The sequence below is a fragment of the Bradyrhizobium sp. CSA207 genome, from assembly GCF_029051685.1.
Classification (GTDB): domain Bacteria; phylum Pseudomonadota; class Alphaproteobacteria; order Rhizobiales; family Xanthobacteraceae; genus Bradyrhizobium.
Genome location: NZ_JAACFT010000023.1, coordinates 13,416 through 33,585, shown reverse-complemented (window position 1 = coordinate 33,585; position 20,170 = coordinate 13,416). Strand labels below are relative to the sequence as shown.

The window sequence follows — 20,170 nt, the reverse complement described above, 5'->3', positions numbered from 1 at the left end:
CAGGGATCGCCCGCGAGATACAGCGGAAGCTGTAAGTTTTGCTCAATTGATCAGCCGCCCTTCGACCGGCGGCAGGAAGCGGTCGTCGAAGATATCACCCGCCGCAGGTTTCTTGCGGAACTTGAAATCCTGCGCGATCTGGTCGATCGAGCGCTCAAGGCGCGCCGGGTCGATGCCGCCGAGGCCGTTGCGGCGGACCTCGTCGGTCAGGATATTGTCGACGAGGACGGTGCGCAGGCGTTCCAGCTCCAGCTCGCGGTCGCCGTCGTCGATATGGCTTGCGGCCTCCTCCGCCGCGCGCGCCGGCTCTTTGACGGTGGTGTTAATGCCGGCGATCAATGCGCGGACAAATCCTTTCATTGCGTCAGGCTTCGCTGCGGCGAAGCCGGGATTGGCCACCACGGCAAAGCCATAGGCTTCGCAGCCATAGTCAGCATAGCGGAGCACGACGAGATCATCTCCGGGCACGCCGCGGTCGCGCAAGTTGACCGCCGACAGATAGCTGAAGCCGGCGACGGCATCGACCTGGCCCGCGGAGAGGATAGGCTCGCGGACCGCCGCGCTGATCTTGTGGAATTTCACATGCTGCGTGTTGATGCCGTTCCGCTGTGCGAGCGCCGGCCACAGTCGCATCGACAGATCGCCGTCGGCAACGCCGACGGTCTTGCCGTCGAGGTCGGGCAGGAGGTGGATGCCGCGGCTCTTGCGGGCGACGACGGCGTAAGGCGCGCGGTTGAACAGCACGAACACCGCCTTGACCGGCGCCGCATCGTCCTTGTCGCGAAAGCGGATCAGCTCGTTGATGTCGACGAGCGCAAGCTCGCTGTCGCCCTTGGCGACGCGTGCGAGTGCTTCCGGCGATCCAGCCACGGTGTTGAAGGACACGTTGAGATGTTCGGCGGCGAATTTGCCGTCCTTCGCTGCCATGAAAAACGGCGCCATGCTCGCGTCGATGGGGCGGTCGAAGGTGAAGTGGATCGCGACGGACGGCGCGGCGGTCTCGGCCGCATCGACGTCGCGTGGGGCGAGCGCGGCGAGCGAGATTGCAAGAGCCAGGACGCGGCCAAAGGCGATGGTCTTGAGTCCAAACATCAGTCGCGCCGGTCCCGCATTGTTATGGTTTCGTGACGCTCGGAGCGCCGGCTCGCGATAAGTCTGTCCGCGCCAACATGAACGGCGGATGAGCGGCGGTTGCGTCACGATCACGCAACCCCGTTCAGCTTGTGTAGGGGTTCGGGAACCCAACATGGGGATGTGGTGTTTGAGGACATGAGCCTGTCTCAAGGCACCATTGAAGGTCCCAAGGAGGGTCCAGGACATGTTTGACAGATTTTCGAAGCGTGCCGGCCGCAAGGCCGTTCTTGCCACCGCCGCGGTGCTGGCCCTCACCACCGTCGCCCCCACGGCTTCGTTCGCGGGCGGCCGCCACTGGCATGGCGGGGGCGGAGCGGCGGCAGCGGCAGCCTTTGCCGGCATCGTCGGCACCGGTCTTGCGATCGCCGCAAGCCGCGACGCCTACGCCTATGACTACGGTCCTGCCTACTATGGCGGCCCGGCCTACTATGGCGGCCCGGCCTACTACAGCGGCCCGGCCTACTACGGCAACGGGCCCTATTACGGACGTGATCCGGACTATCCGTATCAGGGATACGTCGGTCGCGACCCGTTTGCCACCTGCAGCCGAAGCGGTGCGAATTGTTGGTGAGCCGTTGACCAAGAAAAGCTGGCGCGCTTGCAGCGCCAGCGTATTTTTCGTTGATTGCCGGACGTTAACGCGTCGACCATTGGTTTAGAGTAGTTTTGCGTACATGAGTGATTCGCTTGAGCGGCTATATCTGGCTGTGCTCGCGGCCAGGGACCTTGATCCGGCAACATCGCGCACCGCGCGGCTGTTTCAGCGCGGCCCTTCCAAAATGGCGAAGAAGCTGGCCGAAGAGGCCATCGAGGTTGTCATCGATGCGGTCAACGGCGATAGCGAAGCCGTGATCCGGGAGAGCGCCGACCTGCTCTACAATCTTACCGTGCTCTGGGCCTCGGCCGGCGTCCGCCCTGAAGACGTCTGGCGCGAGATGGCGCGGCGGGAAGATATGCTCGGCATCGCCGAGAAATTGCCGAAGTCGCCGATGAAGCTGCCCAAAGTTGCATCACCGCGCGTCGCCGCCAGGCGGCCAATTGTCGCGCTCGAAGGCCGCACCGCGCGCAAGCGCCACTAGAATTGGCGCAAATCGGTCCCATCTCGGCATGGACAAATCCGTCCCATGGTGCTTCATCGCGGCGCATGCTGAAACGTATCTACGACTGGTGCATCGACGCCGCCCACAAGCCCTACGCGCTCTGGATCATGGGCGCCGTGGCTTTCGCTGAAAGCTCCTTCTTTCCCGTCCCCCCGGACGTGATGCTCATCCCAATGTCACTGGCGCGCCCGCAGCGCGCCTGGATCTATGCGGCGGTCTGCACCGCGACCTCGGTGGTCGGAGGCCTGCTGGGCTACGCCATCGGTGCGTTGCTCTTCGACTCGGTCGGCCATTGGCTCATCCAGGTCTATGGCCTCGGCGACAAGGTTGACGCGTTCCGCGCCTCCTATGCGGAGTGGGGCGCGGTGATCATCCTGCTCAAGGGCCTGACGCCGATTCCCTACAAGCTCGTCACCATCACCTCGGGCTTCGCCGGCTACAATATCGGCCTCTTCATCCTGTGCTCGATCGTTGCGCGCGGCGGACGTTTCTTCATCGTCGCCATCCTGCTCAACCGGTATGGCGACTGGATCCGGGTCAGGATCGAGAAGCATCTCGGATTGTGGGTGGCGATCGGTGCTACAGTGCTCGTGCTGGGCTTCGTGATCGCGATCAAGCTGATCTAGCGAATGATCCGGTCCGGAAGGGCCGCGTCGCGCAAAGTGTGAAGCGGCTTTCCCTCCAATTGCAGAATGCGTTTGCGCGGAGATCATGCTCAGTCAATAACGTTACATCGGCGCTTTGCCACTGCGCCGGCTTCGGCTACGGTTGCCGTCATGATGGTTCGATCCGGCAATCCGGCGGTGCGGCTGGGGACGCTGACTTCAGCGCTGCTGCTGCTCCTGCTCGGCTTCGGCGCGACCGGATGGGCGCAATCGGCATCGGCTCCAGCGCTCGGCGTGCAGGAGCAGGGACCGCCGCCATTGACGTCCGCTCCACCGGTGCCGCCGGCGCGCGAGGAAAATTCCGGGCTGATCAACGAAATGGGCAAGCTGTTCGACAAGGTGCCCTCGTTCCTGCCGCCGCTCAAAAGCCCCAGCGAGACCATGAACGACCTGTCACGCCTGGCGAAGCCGTCCACCATGGTGTCGGGGCGCGCGGCCTGCCCGGTCTCGTCGAACGGAGGGCCAGACTGCAAGCAGGCCGCCGACCAGCTCTGCCAGAGCAAGGGCTACAAGGAAGGCAAGAGCCTGAACGCCGACTCGGCGGAAAAATGCTCGGCCAAGGTTTTGATCCCGGGCAGGGCCCGCAAGCCGGACGATTGCCGCACCGATACGTTCGTCACCAGCGCGCTGTGCCAGAACTGATGCCATGACGCTGCGCGCGAGCAACAAGGAGTGCCCATGAGCCGTACGGAGCAGGACTTCCTCGGACCGCGTGAGATCGCCGACGACATCTACTATGGCGTCCAGACCATCCGCGGGAAGGAGAACTTCCACATCACCGGCATTCCGATGAGCCAGGAGCCTTACTTCGTGAAGGCGCTTGGTTACGTCAAGAAGGCCGCCGCCATGGCCAATCGCGACCTCGGCGTGCTCGACGCCAAGGTCGCCGACGCGATCATCGTCGGCTGCGATCGCGTCATCGCCGGCGACATGATGGATCAGTTCGTCACCGACTTCATCCAGGGCGGCGCCGGCACTTCCACCAACATGAACGCCAACGAGGTGATCGCCAATCTCGCGCTGGAATCGCTCGGCTTTGTGAAGGGCGACTATCAGCATGTCAGCCCAAACGATCACGTCAATTACGGCCAGTCGACCAACGACACCTATCCGACAGCCTTTCGGCTGGCGCTGATCCTGCGGCTCGAGAGCTACATGACGGCGCTGCGCCAGCTCCGGGAGGCCTTCTTCGCCAAGGGCAGGGAGTTTGATCGCGTGCTGAAGATGGGCCGTACGCATCTTCAGGACGCCGTGCCGATGTCGCTCGGCGCCGAATTCCGCGGCTGGGGAACCACCATGGGCGAGGAGGTCGATCGAATCTCCGAGGCACGCGCGCTGCTGCGCGAGGTCAATCTTGGCGCCACCGCGATCGGCACCTCCGTCACCGCGGCGCACGGCTATCCCAAGCTCGCGGTCCGGCATTTGAGCGCGCTCACCGGCGTCGATTTCGTGCTCGCGGGCGATCTTGTCGAGGCGACCTCGGATACCGGTGCCTATGTGCAACTGTCCGGCGTGCTCAAGCGCACAGCGAGCAAGCTCACCAAGATCTGCAACGACATTCGTCTGCTCGCCTCGGGCCCGCGCGCCGGGTTCAACGAGATCAACCTGCCCCAGCTCCAGCCCGGCTCCTCGATCATGCCGGGCAAAGTCAATCCGGTGATTCCCGAGGTCGTCAACCAGACCAGCTTCCTGGTGATCGGGCTCGACACCACGGTGACCCTCGCCGCGTCAGCCGGCCAGCTTCAGCTCAACGTGATGGAGCCGGTGATCTCGTTCGCGCTGTTCTTCTCGATCCGCACCATGGAACGCGCGGTCAACAGCCTGCGCGAGAATTGCGTCGTCGGCATCACCGCCAACGAAGAGCACACCCGCAACATGGTGCTGAATTCACTCGGTATCGTGACGGTGCTGAAGCCGCTGCTCGGCTACAAGCAATGCGCCGAGATCGCGCGCGAAGGTTACAAGAGCGGCAAGTCGCTGCATCAGATCGTCGTGGTCGAACGGAAATTGCTTACGCAGGAGAAGTGGGACGAGATGTTCTCGTTCGAGCGGCTGATCAATCCGGATCTGAGCGCGTAAGAACGGGTGTTCGTCATTCCACATTGCGCAAGTGCGCAATGGGGGCGCGCGACGCGTGAACCCGGACTACATCGTGCCATTCGCTCTACGGCCCGATGGATTCCGGGTCTGCGCCTGTCGGCGCATCCCGGAATGACAGAGGTGGATTACGCTGCCTCGAAACACAATGAATTCCGCGGGTTGGAATTGCGGTAACGGCGTCCGCCGGGCGGCGTCAAAACGCAATACTTGACAGTGGAAAGATTGCCTTGTTGGTATGGCTCCCAGCCTTCGATTTTGCCGGCCAAAAAAGGATCGTTTCGCAATGTCCATGCCTGCCTTGTTCAAGGGGCGCCTGTCGATCCCGGTGATCGGTTCGCCGCTCTTCATCATCTCGGTGCCCGATCTGGTGATCGCGCAGTGCAAGGCGGGTGTGGTCGGATCGTTTCCGTCGCTCAACGCGCGGCCGCCGGAGCTGCTCGACGAGTGGCTGGCACGGATCACCGAAGAGCTCGCGGCCTATGACCGCGCGCACCCGGACAAGCCATCGGCGCCGTTCGCGGTCAACCAGATCGTGCACAAGTCGAACAACCGGCTCGATCACGACATGCAGCTCTGCGCCAAGTACAAGGTGCCGATGATCATCTCCTCGCTGGGGGCGCGCGAGGAGCTCAATCAGGCCGTGCACGGCTGGGGCGGCATCGTCTTCCACGACGTGATCAATCAGAAATTCGCGCACAAGGCGATCGAGAAGGGCGCTGACGGCTTGATCCTGGTCGCGGCAGGCGCCGGCGGCCATGCCGGCACGATCTCGCCGCTGGCCTTCGTCGCCGAAACGCGAAAATGGTTTGATGGCCCGATCGCGCTGTCGGGCGCGATCGGCAATGGCAAGGCGATTCGCGCCGCGCGCGTTCTCGGCGCGGACTTCGCCTATATCGGCTCGGCCTTCATCGCCACCAAGGAAGCCAACGCGGTCGAGCGCTACAAGGAGATGATCGCGGGCTCGACGGCCGACGACATCGTCTATTCCAATCTCTTCACCGGCGTGCACGGCAACTATCTGAAGCCGTCGATCCAGGCCGCGGGCATGGATCCGGAAAACCTGCCGACCTCCGATCCCTCCAAGATGAATTTCGGCACCGACGCCTCCGGCGAGCGCGCCAAGCCAAAAGCCTGGAAGGAGATCTGGGGCTCAGGCCAGGGCATTGGCAGCGTCGACGGCATCCTGCCCGCGGCCGAACTGATCGCGCGCTTCAAGAAGGAATACGACGAGGCGATCGATCCGCCGCTGTAACCAATCGTGTGTCGCGGCTTCTCTCATTTGTCGTCCCGGCTCGCCGGGACGACATCGTGATGTGGGATTCCGACCGTTTGGCCAACAGAGATTTGAGCGATGACCGCGATCTACCGCGTCGACGGCAACAGCGTCGTCACCAGCCCGGATGCCGCAGGTCCCTGGGACCGGCGCATGCAGCACGGCTCGGCGCTCGCCTCGCTGGTGACCTGGGCGGCCGAGCGCATCCCGACAGCGGTCGTCATGGATATCGCGCGCGTCACCATCGATTTGATGCGGCCGGTGCCGGTCGCGACGCTCACGATTGTGACCGAGGTGTTGCGCGAGGGCCGCAAGATCCAGCTCTGCGAAGTCAAGCTGCTGGCCGATGGCATCCAGGTCGTCGGTGCGACCGTGCTCAAGATCAAGCGCCAGGCGCTGACGCTGCCCGACGACGTCAAGGCGTTGCCCGTCGAACTGCCCTCGCCCGAGGACTCACGCGTCGAGGACGGCCACGCGGCCACCAGCCCGTTCGTGCGATCGGTCTCGATGCGTGCCGCGCGCGGCCGCTTCGATCAGGCTGGCGCCGGCGCGATCTGGTTTCGCGTCGATCATCCCCTGATCGAAGGCGAAGCGGTCTCGCAGGCAATGCGCGCGGTGGTCGCCGCCGATTTCTCCAACGGCACCGCCTCGACGCTCGACTTCCGCGCCTGGACCTACATCAATGCCGATCTCACCGTGAGCTTTTCGCGCCAGCCGGTCGGTGAGTGGATTTTGCTCGACGGCGAATCCTGGATCGGCCCCGACGGCGCGGGCCTTGCGATGTCGCGGCTCGCCGACCGGCAGGGCTATTTCGGCCGCGCCGTGCAGAGCCTGGTGATCGAGAAGCGGTGAGCGTGACGGCAAGCGCCGCGTTGCTCCTGGAGCCGATTGAACGGCAGGCTTCCGCCGCCGCGGAAGGGATGCTCAGCATCCTGCCAGTTCACACGCCGTAGAAGATCTTGATCTCCCACAGCACCACGATGATAGCCGTGATCAACGTGACCGCGGCGACTGCACTTTCCAGGGAAGCGACTCTCATTTCACTCTCCGCTTCCCAGCCCCGTCAGCGGTCTAGTTGATTCCCAGATTCGCCGGCAATCGGGCGGCCGGCGCGGGCGCGCACTCCATCGCGCATTGTGGTGCCGGGGCCACAACGACACCGTAAAATACCGGGGCATTTAGCCCACCATCCGGTCCCGGTCACTCCAGAAGCTCGCGCGCAGCACCTTCTTGTCGACCTTGCCGACGCCGGTCATCGGCAGCTGCTTGATGAACTGGATCTGCTTGGGTGCATGCGCCGAGCCCTTTTGCGTCCTCACCAGATTGATCAGCTCGTCCGGATCGGGCTTTGCGCCCTCGCGCGGCACGATGATCGCGGTGACGGCCTCGCCCCATTTCTCGTCGGGAATGCCGACGACCGCGACCATCGCCACATCCGCGTGCTGCGACAGCACGTCCTCGACCTCGCGCGGAAAAATGTTGAAGCCGCCGGTGACGATCATGTCCTTCTTGCGGTCGAGGATGAACATGTAGCCGCGCTCATCCTGGCGCGCGATGTCGCCGGTGTGGACCCAGCCGTTCTTAAGCGTCTCGGCGGTGATGTCGGGCCGCTTCCAATATTCCACCATCACATGTGGGGCGCGCACGCAGATCTCGCCGGCGCCGCCCGTCTTCACCTCCTGGTCGTCGTCGTCGAGGATTTTGACCTCGCAGGCCGCGATCGGGAAGCCGCAGGACAAAAATAGCTCCGGCGTTCTGGGATCGTGATCTTTTTTGCGCAACACCGAGACCGGATAGCATTCGGTCTGGCCATAGAGCTGCGAGAACACCGGGCCGATGCGCTCGATGCCTTCGACCAGCCGGCTCGGCGACATCGCCGAGGCGCCGTAGAGCACGAGATCGAGCGAGGAGAGATCGGTCTTGCTCAGCGCGGGATGATCGAGCAGCACGTAGATCATGGTCGGCACGAACAGCGTGAAATTGATGCGCTCGCGCGCGATCGTCGCCAACGCCGCCTCGGGGTCGAAACCTTTCAGCATGTGCACGGTGCCGCCGCGCATCAGCGTCGGCAGCACTTTCGTGCCGGCGACGTGGCTGATCGGGGCGACCGTGAGATAGCGCGCAGCGTCTGGGATTTCGAAGTCGGCGAGGATCGCGCAGGCAGCTGCGGCGTTTTCGCGATGGTAGCGCAGCGCGCCTTTGGACTTGCCGGTCGTGCCGCCGGTGTAGTTCAGCGTGGAGAGATCGTCGAGACTTGCGAGGCACCGCGCGCTGGCATGATCTGCGCTCTCGATCGCCTGCAAGAGATCGACGCCATAATCGGCCGGCCCCATGGTGAAGACAGCCTTGAGCCGCGTCGCTTGCGCAGCGAGTTCGCCGCCGCGATCGCGGAAGGCGGCCACGTCGATCAGCAGCACTTCGGACTCCGAATCCTCGAGCTGAAACAGCTGGTCGGCCTGCGATCCCAGCGGATGCAGCCAGGTGATGCAGTATCGCGACAATTGCGCCGCGACACCGGCGCACCAAGTGTCGGCGCGGTTCGCGGTGAGAAAGGCGACGCGCGCGCCGGGCTGCAAGCCGAGCCGTATGAACACGCCCTGGATGCGTCCGATCAAATCGATGGTGCCCTGATAGCTCAGCGATCCGCCGGGCCACGCGAAAGCGGTGCGGCCTGGATAGCGCGCCAGCGCCCGTAGCGTCTGCGCACAAGTCGGGGACGATGCATGGAGCGGATCGGACATATGCTTCCTCGCTGCTTTCTCATCGGCGTTACGCGTGCCAATGTTTGTGCGCAACGCTAGCACAGAGAGGGAGGCTTGGGTGACGTCAGATCGACTGCAACATGTCCGCGATCGTCTGACCCTGCCGCTGATCGCGGCGCCGATGTTCTTGGTGTCAGGCGTCGAACTGATGGTCGCGGCCTGCTGCAATGGCGTGATCGGCAGCTTTCCCACGGTGAATTGCCGCAGCACGGAACAACTCGATGAATGGTTTGCCGAGATCGCAACGCGGTTGCGGCAGCACGAAGATCAGACCGGCCGGAAGGCCGCACCGCTCTGTCCGAACCTGATCGTGCATCGCTCCAACGCGCGGCTGGAGCAGGATCTCGCCGTGCTGCTGCGGCACGAGCCCGAAATCGTCATCACCTCGGTCGGATCGCCCGCACCGGTGTTGAAGCCGCTGCATGAGGCCGGCGCGCTGGTGCTGGCGGATGTCGCCTCCATCCATCACGCCGAGCGCGCGGCGGCAGCAGGCGCCGATGGACTGGTGCTGCTTACCGCGGGCGCCGGCGGACAGACCGGCTGGCTCAATCCGCTCGCCTTCGTCCGCGCGGTGCGCGCGTTCTACGACGGCATCATCGTGCTTGCCGGCGGCATCAGCGACGGTCACGCGCTACGGGCCGCCGAAGTGCTCGGCTGCGATCTCGGCTACATGGGCACGAAATTCATCGCGACGCGCGAGAGCATGGCGGATGATCGCCACAAGCAGATGCTGGTCGAGAGCAGCGCCGACGACATCCTGCTCACCACCGCTTTCACGGGCTTGCAGACCAGCATGCTGAAGCCGTCGATCGTCGCGGCCGGGCTCGACCCCGACGATCTCCCGGCGCGCGGTGCCATCGACATCGGCAAGGACATCGACGTCACCGCGCGCGAGAACTGGCCAAAGCGCTGGCGCGATATCTGGAGCGGCGGGCATTCGGCATCGGGCGTGACCGACGTGATGGCGGTCGATGATCTCGTTGCGCGAACGGCCGCCGAGTACTGCGAGGCGGGTGGGCGGTAGCGCTCTGCGCCGCCCAGCACGGTTAATCCCGCATGGCTCCACAGCCCGCACTTAACGGCAGATTAACCATCGCCCGCCAACAATCCCCTCAAGGCGCCAATCAGGACCCAGAGGGGACAGGCGATGGACTTCGATTTTCTCAACTCCAAGACACAGGCCTCGCTGGACGAAATCCGCGTCCGCGTGGCGCATGCGCTGGCCCGCCATCCGCTGTGCCGCACCGTGCGTTTCGACATCCTCAGCGTGCCCCGCACCCGCCGGGGCGGCAACTGGACGGTGACGCTGCAATCGGTCGAGCCGCGCGCGGTCTGGGAGGCCTCCGAGATCGTCGCGGATATCCAGGATGCCTACGATCTGGCGCTAGCCGCCTGATTTCGTTGAATTTCTGGGCGATGTCGCGGCAGTCTGCGCGAATGCCGCCGCAATTGCACGGTTAAGCCTTAATTATCGCCCAGTTTCAGGGCAGTGATCACGTGGACTTGAAGTCGGACGCGGAGAGACGTTTGTCGAAAGCCATCACCATCGTCGTGCTCACCTGCTTCCTCGTCCTCGGCGCCGCCACCACCGCCATTCTCGGCCGGGACAGCGTGCCCAGCGTCAGCGCCGATATGATCACGCAGGCCCCTGCGCCGAAGCCGCTGGCAGCCAATCGTGCCGCCAAGGCCGACCGCTTGGTTCCAACGCTGGCGCTGGCCTCGGCCGCGATCGAGCCGGTGCAGGTGTCGGCCGACAAGCTCTCGCAAACGCCCGTGCTGACCGAGCCGTTGCGCCAGGCCTTTGCTGCCGCCACCCCATCCGATTTCCCGATGCCCAAGGCGAACGTGAACGAGGCCCCGGCCGCTGTAGAAGCTCCGGCCGCCGAAGCCCCGGCCAAGCCGAAAGTCGTCGCAAAGCCGCAGCCGCAAAAATCCTATTCGCTGCTCTCGGACGTTCAGATCGCGGGCATCAGGGATCGCCTGAAGCTGTCGTCGTCGCAGGAATATTACTGGCCCTCGGTCGAGAGCGCGCTGCGCAACGTTGTCCGCAAGATCTCGGCCAACAAGCTCTCCAATCCGAACGCGCCGGGCGTGCCGATCGATCCGAATTGCGACGAGGTTCAGCAGTTGAAGTCGGCTGCGATGCCGCTGCTGTTCCAGTTGCGTGACGATCAGAAGGAAGAAGTGCGCAAGCTCGCCCGCATCATCGGGCTGGAAAAGGTCGCGCAGCAGATCTGACGCCCGGTTCCGTCAGGAACCTCTTCATATCCGGAACATCCAGCAATCCTCCGGCGTTGCCCGCTCCGAACGAGGAGTGGATCAATGCGCGCTTCGACAGCCTATTTCGTCGGTGCCGGATCGATCGTCGCGGCCATCGCCATTGGTCTCGGCGGCGGCATCGTCGCCGGCAATATCATGCATCCGGTCGCGCCTAAGCAGGGCCCGGACGCCGGCAAGATGGAGCGGCGCGCCGAACCCGCGACCGCTGTGACGACGACGTCGAGCGCGCCGTCGGAGCGCGTCCAGTATCTCACCGGCTCGCAAACGTTCGGCGCGATGATCGCAGCGCCCGGGCAGGCGCAGGGCGAAGCCAAGCCCGAGGCCAAGCCCGAAACGCAGAGCGCTCAGGCCAAGACCGAACTCAAGACCGAACCCAAGGCCGAACTCAAGACCGAACCGGCATCGACACCACCGCAGACCGCAGCAGCCGAGCCGTCCAAGCCCGCGCCCGCTTCGTCTCCGCAAGCCGCGAAATCCGCCGAGCAGCAAGCTTCGACGCAGCCGGCATCCTCACCCGACAACGCCAACGCCAAAGCCAGGGATTCCGATGTGAAGCGTGCGGCTTCCGAGCGGCGCCGGGCGGAGCGCCGCGAGCGCTGGGTCGAGCGCCGCCACTATGATTATCGCGATTCCCGCGGGATGCGCGCCTCCCCCGATTGGGACGATATCGCCCGCAACGTGCGCGAGGATTCCGATACGCGCGATGTCGCAAGCCGTCCGCGCGGCGGTTTCCCGCAGATCAGGCTGTTCGGTCCCGACGACGACTGACGCTGTCGTCAGCCCATGATCGCCGTCGCCGCTCACCCGGCGATCATGATCGGATGTTGCTGGAGATGGTGATCTGGATCACCAGATCGTGGTCGAGATCACGGACATGCAGGCCGTCGATGCCGCAGAACCCTGCAACCGCTGCGGCTCGACGACGGCCGGATCGTCCGTACCCATCCGGCAGGTCGAGGCGGCGTGGTAGAGCGTGGTGCGCGTCGTGACGCGGAGCGCCTGCAAGACTTGTGCTTTGTGATACTGTGTTGTCATTCTGGGATGTGTGCGCAGTACGCAGGCCCGGAATCCATATATCCGCAGAGACCGTGGCGAGATGGATTCCGGTTTCGCGCCCTAGGCGTGCCCCGGAATGACGTTTTCGCTCACCCGCCGTGCGACTCGACCACCTTGCGACAGCCGTCCGAGAGCTTCGGCTTGTTCTCGCGCAGGCATGCATTCATCTGCGGCGGCTTGCCGATATGTTCGGCGCAGAATTTGCTGGCGTCGCCGCGGCAGGCCATCTGCTCCTGCGGTGTGGGACCGGATTGTGCGGTGGCGGGCAGGATGGCGGCGGCGAGCAGCAGCGCGGCAAGAACCGAAGTCTTCATAAATCACCTCTTTGGAATTGTCGTTGGGCCCGCTTGGGGATCGAGCGGGCCGGACCATCCCGCGGAGACCCGTCGCCGGTCCATGCCATGTTCATGGCATCGGGAAGAAGCTCATCGCGACGCGCCACCGGCTACCCCCATCTTCATGGCATGTATCAACCCGCCGTCCTTTGCCATTGAGACCATACGTCGGCTGCGAGACCCGGTGATTGCCTCGGGGTGCCGAACGGGAAGCAGGAGAGCAAGATGTCGAAACGAGCAGGGGCGCTGAGCGCCGGGCTGACGATCATGGCGCTGGCGGGCGCGGCAATGGTGTCGCTGGGCACAAGTCCGGCGCAGGCTGTGGTCTATTGCAAGACGGTCGGCGTGCCGAAGGGCTGCGTGGTGCGGCCGACCGCGGCGGTGGTGGTCGCACCGGTGGCGCCGGTCGCCGCGGCGGCGGTGGTGACGCCCGGCGTCGGCGCGCCCGGTGTCGGCGTTCGCGCGGGGACACCGATGAATCGCGGCGGTCCCGTCAACCGCGTCGGCGTGCGCTGATAGGTCGTTGGTTTGAATTGATTGCATCGCTTCGGGTAGGGATGCGCTGCGAGCGAACCCCCCGTCCTCCGCAGGCAAAATTCCCGGCCCGCCCCTCTCTCCGTGCGCCCCACACGTTCGGGGAGAGGGCTTTTCAGCCCGCGGCCGCATCGCTGTCGGGAAAACGCTGCGGCAATTGCAGCCGCGCGCGCGTGCCCGAGGCGTCCGAACTCAGAGCGAGCGCCGCTCCGCAGCGCGCGGCGCGACTTTTCATGTTGCGCAAGCCGCGGGCCGTCTGGCCTGCGCTCACGGCTTCGCCGTTGCCGGTCACCGCGAAACCGCGGCCGTCGTCCGCGACGTTGATCACGCCATACGGCCCATGGCCGTCCCCTTGGCCATCGTCGAGCGTCTCGATGGTGACGGTGATGTGGCGCGCCTCGGCGTGCTTGACCGCATTGGTCACGGCCTCGTCGAGGATGCGCACGATCTGGATGACGTGCCATGGCCGCAACTCGGGATGCAGCGGCAGGCCTTGCGGCGTCGCAACCCGCCAGTCGAGGACGATGTCGTGCGGTCGCAATTGCATCGCTGCCCGCTCGCGCCAAGAGCCGAGCGCCAGCATCAGGTCGCCGCCGATGTCGTCCATGGAGTCGATGACGAGGCGAAGATCCTTCAGCGCGGCGCGGGCCGCATTGGTGATGGTCGCGCTCTCGTGTCCGCGTTCGGAGAGCGCGACGATGCTGACGAGCTGGCCACCAAGGCCGTCATGCAGGTCGCGCATCAGCCGCGTGCGCTCGTTGGCGAGCGCCGCGGCTCGCGCGCGCTCCTCGTCGCGGACAAAGCTCGCCTTCAGCCGCTCCTCGGCCTCGCGCACCCGCGTCACCAATTGCCCTGCAAAGCTGTCGACCTGGTTCAGCGCGCGGGCGAAGCGCCAGGTCAGCCCGGCGCCGATCGCGACCAGCATCGCCGAATAGGACAGCCGCGACAGGAAAATGCGCTCGTTGGGCATGATATCGAAGACCGAAAGCATGTCGTGGATCCAACACGTCAGCACGATGGTCACTGCACAACCGAGCGTGAAGCTTGCCGCGTCGCGCCGCCGCATCACCTGTGCCGCCGTGATGCCGGCCATCAGCAACAGGCAGATGCCGACCGTTGGGATGCCGAGGACCAGGAAGAGAATACGCGGCAGGGGCGGCCCCCCCAGCAGTCCCACCACGAACACCACGACGCCGGGCACGAACAGCAGCGCGGCGTAGCGGGGCCAGCGCCAATCGAAGAACAGCAGGGCGAACACGACGATCAGGGCGCTCTCGATCGGGGCCGATGCCAGCAGCACCGCGGCGAGCCGCGACGAGGCTGCCGGCGGCACCGGCGCCGGCAGGAACGCCTGGATGACGCCGAGCAGCATGGCCGCCGCCAGCACGCCATAGACCGGTTCGTGGCGCCGCATCAGCCACATGATCGCGAGGATGACGGCGAGGATCGACTGCCAGGCGGAGAACACCACCGGCAGCGTGACGAACAGCAGCGTGCGCGTCTCGTAAGCCGGGCGCAGGCTTGCATCCGGGCCGACATAGACGGTGTCGAGAAAGCCCTTCAGCGGTCCCCATACGAACAGCCGCACGGTGATCTGGTTGCTGCCGTCGCGAAGCAGCGAGGACGGGATCGGCGCGATCTGCGGGGTGTTGCGGTCGGGCCGGTTGGCATTGGCATCGCGCCGGGAGTCGAGCACGACGACGCCGTTGACGGCGACCTCAACCGCATTGCTGAAGCGCGGCAAGAAGACCGACCACCCCGGATCGCCGCTTTGGAAGATGAAGGCGCCGGTGTAGAGCGGCGGGTCGGACAGCGAATAGCGCGATGACGTGAAATGCGGCAACATCACGGTGCGTGTCGCGCCGTCCTCCCGCAATGAAAACTCGTTTACGGCAAAGTCGTCCGGATCGCTCGGCTGGAGCAGGCGCAGCCCGAGGATGGTGGCGATCACGATCAGCGCCTGGAGCAGCAGATAAGGCACGAGGCGCGACATAAGCCCCCGGCGCCGCGCGCGGGTGGGGGCCTTCGCCGCGACTTCGCTCACAGCCTGGCTCACAGCTTGATCAGGCCCTGCTGCACCGCCTCGAACACCGCCTCGCTGCGGGTGTGCACCTCGAGCTTGCGATAGATGTTCTTGATGTGCCCGGGCACGGTCTGCCGCGACAGTCCGAGATGGCTCGCGATCTCCGCGTAGCTGAAGCCTTTGGCGATGCCCCAGAGGATGTCGATCTCGCGCGGGGTGAGCTTTGCAGTGTTGAGCACGGGTCCGGGCGGCGGCTCGGCCGAGCCCTGCGCGGTCCCTTGTGTTCTGCGCACGATGAAGCGCGCGATCGACGCCGAAATCGGCGAATGCCCGGCGACCAGATCCCGCACCGTGGTGGCGATGTCGGTCGGGAAAGCGTCCTTGAGCAAATAGCCGGTCGCGCCCACTGTAATCGCCGAGATCACGCTCTCTTCGTCTCCGAGCGCGGAGATCACCATGATTTCGGTATCGGGCTGGCGCCGCCTGGTCTCGCGGATCAGCTCGATCCCATGGCCGTCGGGCAGCCGCAGATCGGTCAAGAGCACGCGCGGCGCGGTCTCGCCAAGCGCACTGCGGGCTTCGCCGAGCGTGCCCGCCGTGCGCACTTCGTAGCCCGCCTTGACCAGCGCGTCCTGGAGCCGCCAGCAGGTCGGCGCGTCGTCCTCGACGAGGAGGATGGTGATGGTCTCACCCGTCTCGCCCTGTTGGGTCATGATCATCGTCCTGCACCGCGTGTCCCCCGCGGCGCGAGGCAAGTTTAGCCGCAGCGCGGATGCCGCGACACCCATAATCATGGGGGCCGTGATGCGACGGTCTGGCGCCTCTGACGCGGTGCCTACGGCTTCGCAGCGGCTGGCTTCTCCGGCAAGCGCCATCCCGCCACCTCGCCGTGGCGGGTTGCCGCGGAAAGACAGTTGGATGATCGGAGAACCCCTGTCGGGGCGCGCTTCTTCCCGGCGAGCGGGGAGAGGCCGGGCGTTCAGTCAACCCGCGGCGGCGGATAGCGCCGCGCCAGTATCGACAGCGACAGATGCCGCTCGTCCTCCGCCAGCTCCCGATAGGCCAGCACCAGCGACCGCTTCCAGTCACCGACGCCGAAATCCATCGCCATCCATTTCTGCGGCTCGGGCCCTTCGAGCCCCCGCACCCAGACGAAGAAGCGAGGGAGGTCGTCGGCGTCCGCTTCCGTCGTGCGTCTCCTGGCCATCAAAGCTGCTCGCTGCATCAACACGCGTTGCGGCACGATATAGGTAGCCGCCCGGCGAAGTCGAACCCGCGGAGGGGCGTTCGTGCCGGCAAGCATGCCGTCCTCTATTGGTGAAATGTACGGCGGCACGCTCGCGTCACTGCCAGAGCTCGCAGACCGCAACCCGATTGATGTCGGCGAGCCGCCGGCTCGCATCGCCCTCCAGATCGAGGCTCGCGACCAACGTCAGCAGGCGATGATAGGCATTGTTGGCGATTTCGACCGGCAGCGGGGCTTCGTCGAATGTCTCGACATAGCTCCCGACGAGGCCGCTCAACAGGCGGCACAGGCCGCGCTGTTCGGGGTCGTCCCGGCCGAGCGCCTCGAGCTTTTGCTGAAAAATGCGGAAGGTCCGCAAACCGTGGTGCTGTTGCGAAAGCCACGCGTGCAGGTCGTTCATGTGAGCTCCTTCAAGTCCGAGAAGAAGCTACCGAGTTATACAGTGGGGATGTGACGATTGCCAGAGAGGGATGTCGAGGCAGTCCGTCTTCGCCTAGAGGCTTCGCCGGACACGCTTCGCCTTTTCGATTCGGCGTGGCTGCGCCACGCGAAGCCCGAAAGGGGCGAAGCGTGGTGCCCCTGGCCGGAATCGAACCAGCACTCCTTGCGGAACTCGATTTTGAGTCGAGCGCGTCTACCAGTTCCGCCACAGGGGCCCCCGGTCGGCCCCTGAAAGGGCGTCGCGAAGCCGGCGGACTATAGCCATGGACAAAGCGGGGTCAACCCGCGCCAAAGTGATGTCAGCCGTTCTCGACAGCCGCATGGGCCGGGGCTAGAGGCTTAAGGCGACGCCCTATCCGAAAGAGGCTGCCGTGACGACCCAGAGTGCCGCAATACCCGCGTTCAGGAACGCCGGCGCCGGCCCCGCGCTGACCGCCTCGCTCGCGGTCACGCTGATCGCCGCAGTCACGATCGCTGGCGCCTGGTTCTTCCAGCTCGTGCTCGAAATCCTGCCCTGTCCGCTCTGCCTGGAGCAGCGCTACGCGTACTATCTGGCGATCCCGCTCGGCGCGCTCACCGCGCTTGCGGCGCGAAGCGGCGCGCCGCGGCCGCTGCTGCTTGCGGGCCTTGCGATCCTTGTGCTCGCCGCGCTCGCCAATGCCGGGCTCGGCACCTATCACTCCGGCGTCGAATGGGCGTTTTGGAAGGGCCCGACCGACTGCTCCGGTCCCGTCGTCAATCTCGGCAGCGCCACCGATCTGTTGTCGCGGCTCGACACCGTGAAGGTGGTCCGCTGCGATGAAGTGCAATGGCGCTTCCTCGGCCTCTCGCTCGCCGGCTACAACGTGCTGATCTCGCTGCTGATGGCGGCGATTGCGGCGTGGGGATTTGTGCGGACGGTGAAGCGCTAGACCCTCATGGTGAGGAGCCGCGCTTGCGGCCTCTCGAACCATGAAGGCCCCGCTGCGGCATCCGGGCCTCTATCCTTCGAGATGCGCTCCGTCGGAGCGCTCCTCAGCATGAGAATCAGCACCACCTAATCATCCACGTCGTCCTGGGTGCGGCCGAACAGATGCACGATGCCGGGGGTCGCGATCGTCACGAACACGAAGCGCGATAGATGATGGGCGCCGACGAAGATCGGATCGATGTGCAGCGTGAGAGCCAGCGCCAGCATCGCATCCATGGCGCCGGGCGCGAAGGCGACAACGACATCGGACAACTTCACTTGCGTCGTGAGCGCCACGATCGCGACGAAGATGCCGGAGACGGCGATTGCGACGGCGAACGAGCCCAGCGCCGCGTTGATATGGCCCGCGAGCGTCTTGATCCGCATCCGCGCGAAGCGGCTGCCGATCAGGGCGCCGATGCCGACCAGCGCCACGCCGCGCACCCAGTTCGGCAGCCCGCCCTCGACCCAGCCTGCGCCATGCAGCACGCTCGAGCCGATCATCGCACCGAACATCCAGCTCGCCGGAAATTTGATCAGCCGCAGGATCAGTGCCAGCGCCAGCGAGGCGGCGACCAGCTCGACGAGCTCGAGCGGCGAGGCGATCGTCGTCGCCAACGACGGCGCGGCGGAGGGCGTGATGCCTGCCAGCGCCAGCACCAGCGGCAATGCCGCGGTGAGGATGATGACTCGCATGGTCTGCACCACCGCGATGCCTGGCAGGTCTGCGCCGCGCTCGACCGCCAAAATCGTGATCTGCGACAGCGCGCCGGGACTGCCGGCGAGGAAGGCGGAAGTGCGGTCCCAGCCATGGATGCGCTGGAGATAGTAGCTCGAACCGAAGGTCGAGCAAAAGGTTGCGAGCGCCAATAGTCCGATGGTCAGGGGATAGGCGCCGACCTGCTGAATCAAATGGCGCGAGACGACGGAGCCCAGGGAAATGCCGAGCAGCACCAGCACGATCTGGGTCAGGAGCGGCGGCAGCATGAGCTGGCGTCCGGCGATCGCGGCGATCCCGACGGCAATCATCGAGCCCGAGATCAGTCCGCCGGGAAGACCCGCGGCGAGGAATGCCAGCCCGCCGGCCGCGCCGACGACAAGCGTCTCCGCCGTGCTCAAGACCTTAGCGCGGCTCGGCCATTGGAACGGCAGGGAGGCGGTGATTTGCTTCACGCCTCCTTATCGCAAATCGGCGAGGGGCGCACAATTGCGGCCACGTCATGCCGCAATGCGCGCCCCTTTCGCCGAAGCCGATCAGGACTGTGAAGGGCTTTACTTCTTGTCGGCGGGGGCGGCGGTCGTGCCCGCCTTGGCTTCCTTGATGCATTCGCGACGGAATTTCTTGCGCTCCTTGCCCTTCAATCCCTTGGCGTCGGCCTGCTTGGAGCATTCGAGCGATTCCGTCGTGCGCTCCTTCGGCGCCTTCCTGTCGGTGGTGGTAGCGGTATCGGTCTTGGTCGCCGGTGCAGCGGTCTGGGCGAAAGCGGTGCCGGTGACCAGCAGCGAGGCGAGGGCGACGGCGGCGAGGCGAGAGGCGATGGTCATGATGTTGCACTCATCTTGCGAGAATTGAAGGGCGCGAAGGTCGGCTCGCGTTGCTGAACGCGACATGAATAATTCGAACGACGGGATCACTATATTTTTGCCGCGAATGCCGTCGCTTCCTTGTCGGAAGCCGCAAGCACGCTAGGATAGCAATCCTCGTTTCGCTTCCGTCGGGGAAGATCAAGGAGGAGACCTCAGGATGACCATTCAGACAAAATTGTTGTGTGCGATTGCGGCGTCGGCTGTCGCCGCATTGGCGGCGTCTGCGCCGGCACAGGCGCTGACCTCGCAGGAATGCAGTGCGAAATATCAGGCGGCCAAGAAAGACGGCTCGCTCGGCACCATGAAGTGGAATGACTTCCGCAAGGCCCAGTGCGGTGCGGATGCAACGCCTGCCGCTGCGCCAACCGCGGCTGCGCCGGCCGCGCCCGCAGCTCCGGCCGAGCCGAAGCAGGCCAAGAAGGAGGCCGCTCCAGCCCCCACCCTGCCGGCCGGACCCGCGATCTATCCGAACGCGGTGGACCCGAAATATGCCAAAGAGACCGCCGGCAAGGCCCGCCTGCACACCTGCGTCGACCAGTACAATGCCAACAAGGCCACGAACGGCAATGGCGGCATGAAGTGGATCGAGAAGGGCGGCGGCTACTACAGCGAGTGCAACAAGAAGCTGAAGGGCGCCGCCTGAGGCTTCGGGACGATGCGGAGGCCGGAGCCAAGCTCCGGCCTC

Annotated in this window: 24 protein-coding genes and 1 tRNA gene; 14 read left to right on the top strand and 11 right to left on the bottom strand. The window is 65.1% G+C overall.

Annotation, left to right across the window (positions count from 1 at the left end; genetic code table 11):
• Positions 1-42: 42 nt before the first annotated feature.
• Positions 43-1,092: an ABC transporter substrate-binding protein gene (locus GWG65_RS25100; protein ID WP_275198237.1), complete on the bottom strand. Its 1,050-nt coding sequence runs from the start codon at positions 1,090-1,092 to the stop codon at positions 43-45.
• Between the two features lie 226 nt (positions 1,093-1,318).
• Here GWG65_RS25100 and GWG65_RS25095 point away from each other — a divergent pair, with 226 nt between their 5' ends.
• The 7 genes from GWG65_RS25095 (at position 1,319) to GWG65_RS25065 (ending at position 7,124) form a co-directional block, all read left to right on the top strand.
• The gene (locus tag GWG65_RS25095) at positions 1,319-1,705 is read left to right on the top strand and encodes a hypothetical protein (protein ID WP_275198236.1); all 387 of its coding nucleotides are present in this window, start codon (positions 1,319-1,321) and stop codon (positions 1,703-1,705) included.
• A gap of 103 nt (positions 1,706-1,808) precedes the next feature.
• A complete protein-coding gene (gene hisE, locus GWG65_RS25090; protein WP_275198235.1) occupies positions 1,809-2,213 on the top strand; it encodes a phosphoribosyl-ATP diphosphatase in 405 nt (134 codons plus the stop codon).
• Positions 2,214-2,278: 65 nt separating this feature from the next.
• On the top strand, positions 2,279-2,860 hold the full coding sequence (locus GWG65_RS25085) for a YqaA family protein (protein ID WP_275198234.1): 582 nt from the start codon (positions 2,279-2,281) through the stop codon (positions 2,858-2,860).
• A gap of 150 nt (positions 2,861-3,010) precedes the next feature.
• Entirely contained in the window at positions 3,011-3,541 is a 531-nt protein-coding gene (locus GWG65_RS25080; protein ID WP_275198233.1) for a hypothetical protein, read from the top strand.
• A 36-nt stretch (positions 3,542-3,577) separates the two neighbouring features.
• Positions 3,578-4,978, top strand: coding sequence for an aspartate ammonia-lyase (locus GWG65_RS25075; protein ID WP_275198232.1), 1,401 nt, complete (start codon positions 3,578-3,580; stop codon positions 4,976-4,978).
• Between the two features lie 304 nt (positions 4,979-5,282).
• Complete coding sequence (locus GWG65_RS25070; protein ID WP_148738251.1) at positions 5,283-6,251, top strand: nitronate monooxygenase family protein; 969 nt, start codon at positions 5,283-5,285, stop codon at positions 6,249-6,251.
• Between the two features lie 99 nt (positions 6,252-6,350).
• Positions 6,351-7,124, top strand: coding sequence for a thioesterase family protein (locus tag GWG65_RS25065; RefSeq protein ID WP_275198231.1), 774 nt, complete (start codon positions 6,351-6,353; stop codon positions 7,122-7,124).
• 326 nt (positions 7,125-7,450) lie between these two features.
• Here GWG65_RS25065 and GWG65_RS25060 read toward each other — a convergent pair whose 3' ends face one another.
• Complete coding sequence (locus GWG65_RS25060; protein WP_275198230.1) at positions 7,451-9,013, bottom strand: AMP-binding protein; 1,563 nt, start codon at positions 9,011-9,013, stop codon at positions 7,451-7,453.
• Between the two features lie 79 nt (positions 9,014-9,092).
• On the opposite strand from GWG65_RS25060, the gene GWG65_RS25055 reads away from it, so the two are divergent.
• The 4 genes from GWG65_RS25055 (at position 9,093) to GWG65_RS25040 (ending at position 12,082) form a co-directional block, all read left to right on the top strand.
• Positions 9,093-10,058, top strand: a complete 966-nt coding sequence (locus GWG65_RS25055) for a nitronate monooxygenase (RefSeq protein WP_275198229.1) — start codon at positions 9,093-9,095, stop codon at positions 10,056-10,058.
• A gap of 123 nt (positions 10,059-10,181) precedes the next feature.
• The gene (locus GWG65_RS25050; RefSeq protein WP_275198228.1) at positions 10,182-10,430 is read left to right on the top strand and encodes a hypothetical protein; all 249 of its coding nucleotides are present in this window, start codon (positions 10,182-10,184) and stop codon (positions 10,428-10,430) included.
• A 131-nt stretch (positions 10,431-10,561) separates the two neighbouring features.
• Entirely contained in the window at positions 10,562-11,272 is a 711-nt protein-coding gene (locus tag GWG65_RS25045; RefSeq protein ID WP_275198227.1) for a hypothetical protein, read from the top strand.
• A gap of 84 nt (positions 11,273-11,356) precedes the next feature.
• Positions 11,357-12,082 carry a hypothetical protein gene (locus tag GWG65_RS25040; RefSeq protein ID WP_275198226.1) on the top strand — a complete coding sequence of 242 codons (726 nt, stop codon included), beginning with the start codon at positions 11,357-11,359 and terminating at the stop codon, positions 12,080-12,082.
• 78 nt (positions 12,083-12,160) lie between these two features.
• On the opposite strand, the gene GWG65_RS25035 is transcribed toward GWG65_RS25040, so the two are convergent.
• Together GWG65_RS25035 and GWG65_RS25030 are read right to left on the bottom strand one after the other, a co-directional pair.
• A complete protein-coding gene (locus tag GWG65_RS25035; protein ID WP_275198225.1) occupies positions 12,161-12,349 on the bottom strand; it encodes a GMC oxidoreductase in 189 nt (62 codons plus the stop codon).
• Between the two features lie 110 nt (positions 12,350-12,459).
• Complete coding sequence (locus GWG65_RS25030) at positions 12,460-12,684, bottom strand: cysteine rich repeat-containing protein (protein WP_275198224.1); 225 nt, start codon at positions 12,682-12,684, stop codon at positions 12,460-12,462.
• Positions 12,685-12,930: 246 nt separating this feature from the next.
• Here GWG65_RS25030 and GWG65_RS25025 point away from each other — a divergent pair, with 246 nt between their 5' ends.
• Entirely contained in the window at positions 12,931-13,221 is a 291-nt protein-coding gene (locus GWG65_RS25025; RefSeq protein WP_275198223.1) for a hypothetical protein, read from the top strand.
• A 133-nt stretch (positions 13,222-13,354) separates the two neighbouring features.
• Here the strand turns inward: GWG65_RS25025 and GWG65_RS25020 are convergent, their stop codons facing one another.
• The 5 genes from GWG65_RS25020 to GWG65_RS25000 all read right to left on the bottom strand — a co-directional run bounded on the left by GWG65_RS25020 (position 13,355) and on the right by GWG65_RS25000 (position 17,164).
• Positions 13,355-15,283, bottom strand: a complete 1,929-nt coding sequence (locus GWG65_RS25020) for an ATP-binding protein (RefSeq protein ID WP_275198222.1) — start codon at positions 15,281-15,283, stop codon at positions 13,355-13,357.
• Between the two features lie 8 nt (positions 15,284-15,291).
• Positions 15,292-15,975 (bottom strand): response regulator transcription factor, encoded by a 684-nt coding sequence (locus GWG65_RS25015; RefSeq protein WP_275198221.1) that lies wholly within the window; start codon positions 15,973-15,975, stop codon positions 15,292-15,294.
• Positions 15,976-16,241: 266 nt separating this feature from the next.
• Entirely contained in the window at positions 16,242-16,469 is a 228-nt protein-coding gene (locus GWG65_RS25010; RefSeq protein ID WP_275198220.1) for a hypothetical protein, read from the bottom strand.
• A gap of 136 nt (positions 16,470-16,605) precedes the next feature.
• Positions 16,606-16,908: a hypothetical protein gene (locus GWG65_RS25005; RefSeq protein WP_275198219.1), complete on the bottom strand. Its 303-nt coding sequence runs from the start codon at positions 16,906-16,908 to the stop codon at positions 16,606-16,608.
• A gap of 171 nt (positions 16,909-17,079) precedes the next feature.
• Positions 17,080-17,164: transfer RNA gene (locus tag GWG65_RS25000), tRNA-Leu, on the bottom strand.
• A gap of 156 nt (positions 17,165-17,320) precedes the next feature.
• Here GWG65_RS25000 and GWG65_RS24995 point away from each other — a divergent pair.
• Complete coding sequence (locus GWG65_RS24995; protein WP_275198218.1) at positions 17,321-17,860, top strand: disulfide bond formation protein B; 540 nt, start codon at positions 17,321-17,323, stop codon at positions 17,858-17,860.
• A 125-nt stretch (positions 17,861-17,985) separates the two neighbouring features.
• Here the strand turns inward: GWG65_RS24995 and GWG65_RS24990 are convergent, their stop codons facing one another.
• Together GWG65_RS24990 and GWG65_RS24985 are read right to left on the bottom strand one after the other, a co-directional pair.
• The gene (locus GWG65_RS24990; RefSeq protein ID WP_275198217.1) at positions 17,986-19,071 is read right to left on the bottom strand and encodes an AbrB family transcriptional regulator; all 1,086 of its coding nucleotides are present in this window, start codon (positions 19,069-19,071) and stop codon (positions 17,986-17,988) included.
• Between the two features lie 99 nt (positions 19,072-19,170).
• Entirely contained in the window at positions 19,171-19,443 is a 273-nt protein-coding gene (locus GWG65_RS24985; protein WP_275198216.1) for a PsiF family protein, read from the bottom strand.
• Between the two features lie 199 nt (positions 19,444-19,642).
• Here GWG65_RS24985 and GWG65_RS24980 point away from each other — a divergent pair, with 199 nt between their 5' ends.
• Positions 19,643-20,128, top strand: coding sequence for a hypothetical protein (locus GWG65_RS24980; protein ID WP_275198215.1), 486 nt, complete (start codon positions 19,643-19,645; stop codon positions 20,126-20,128).
• Positions 20,129-20,170: the final 42 nt, after the last annotated feature.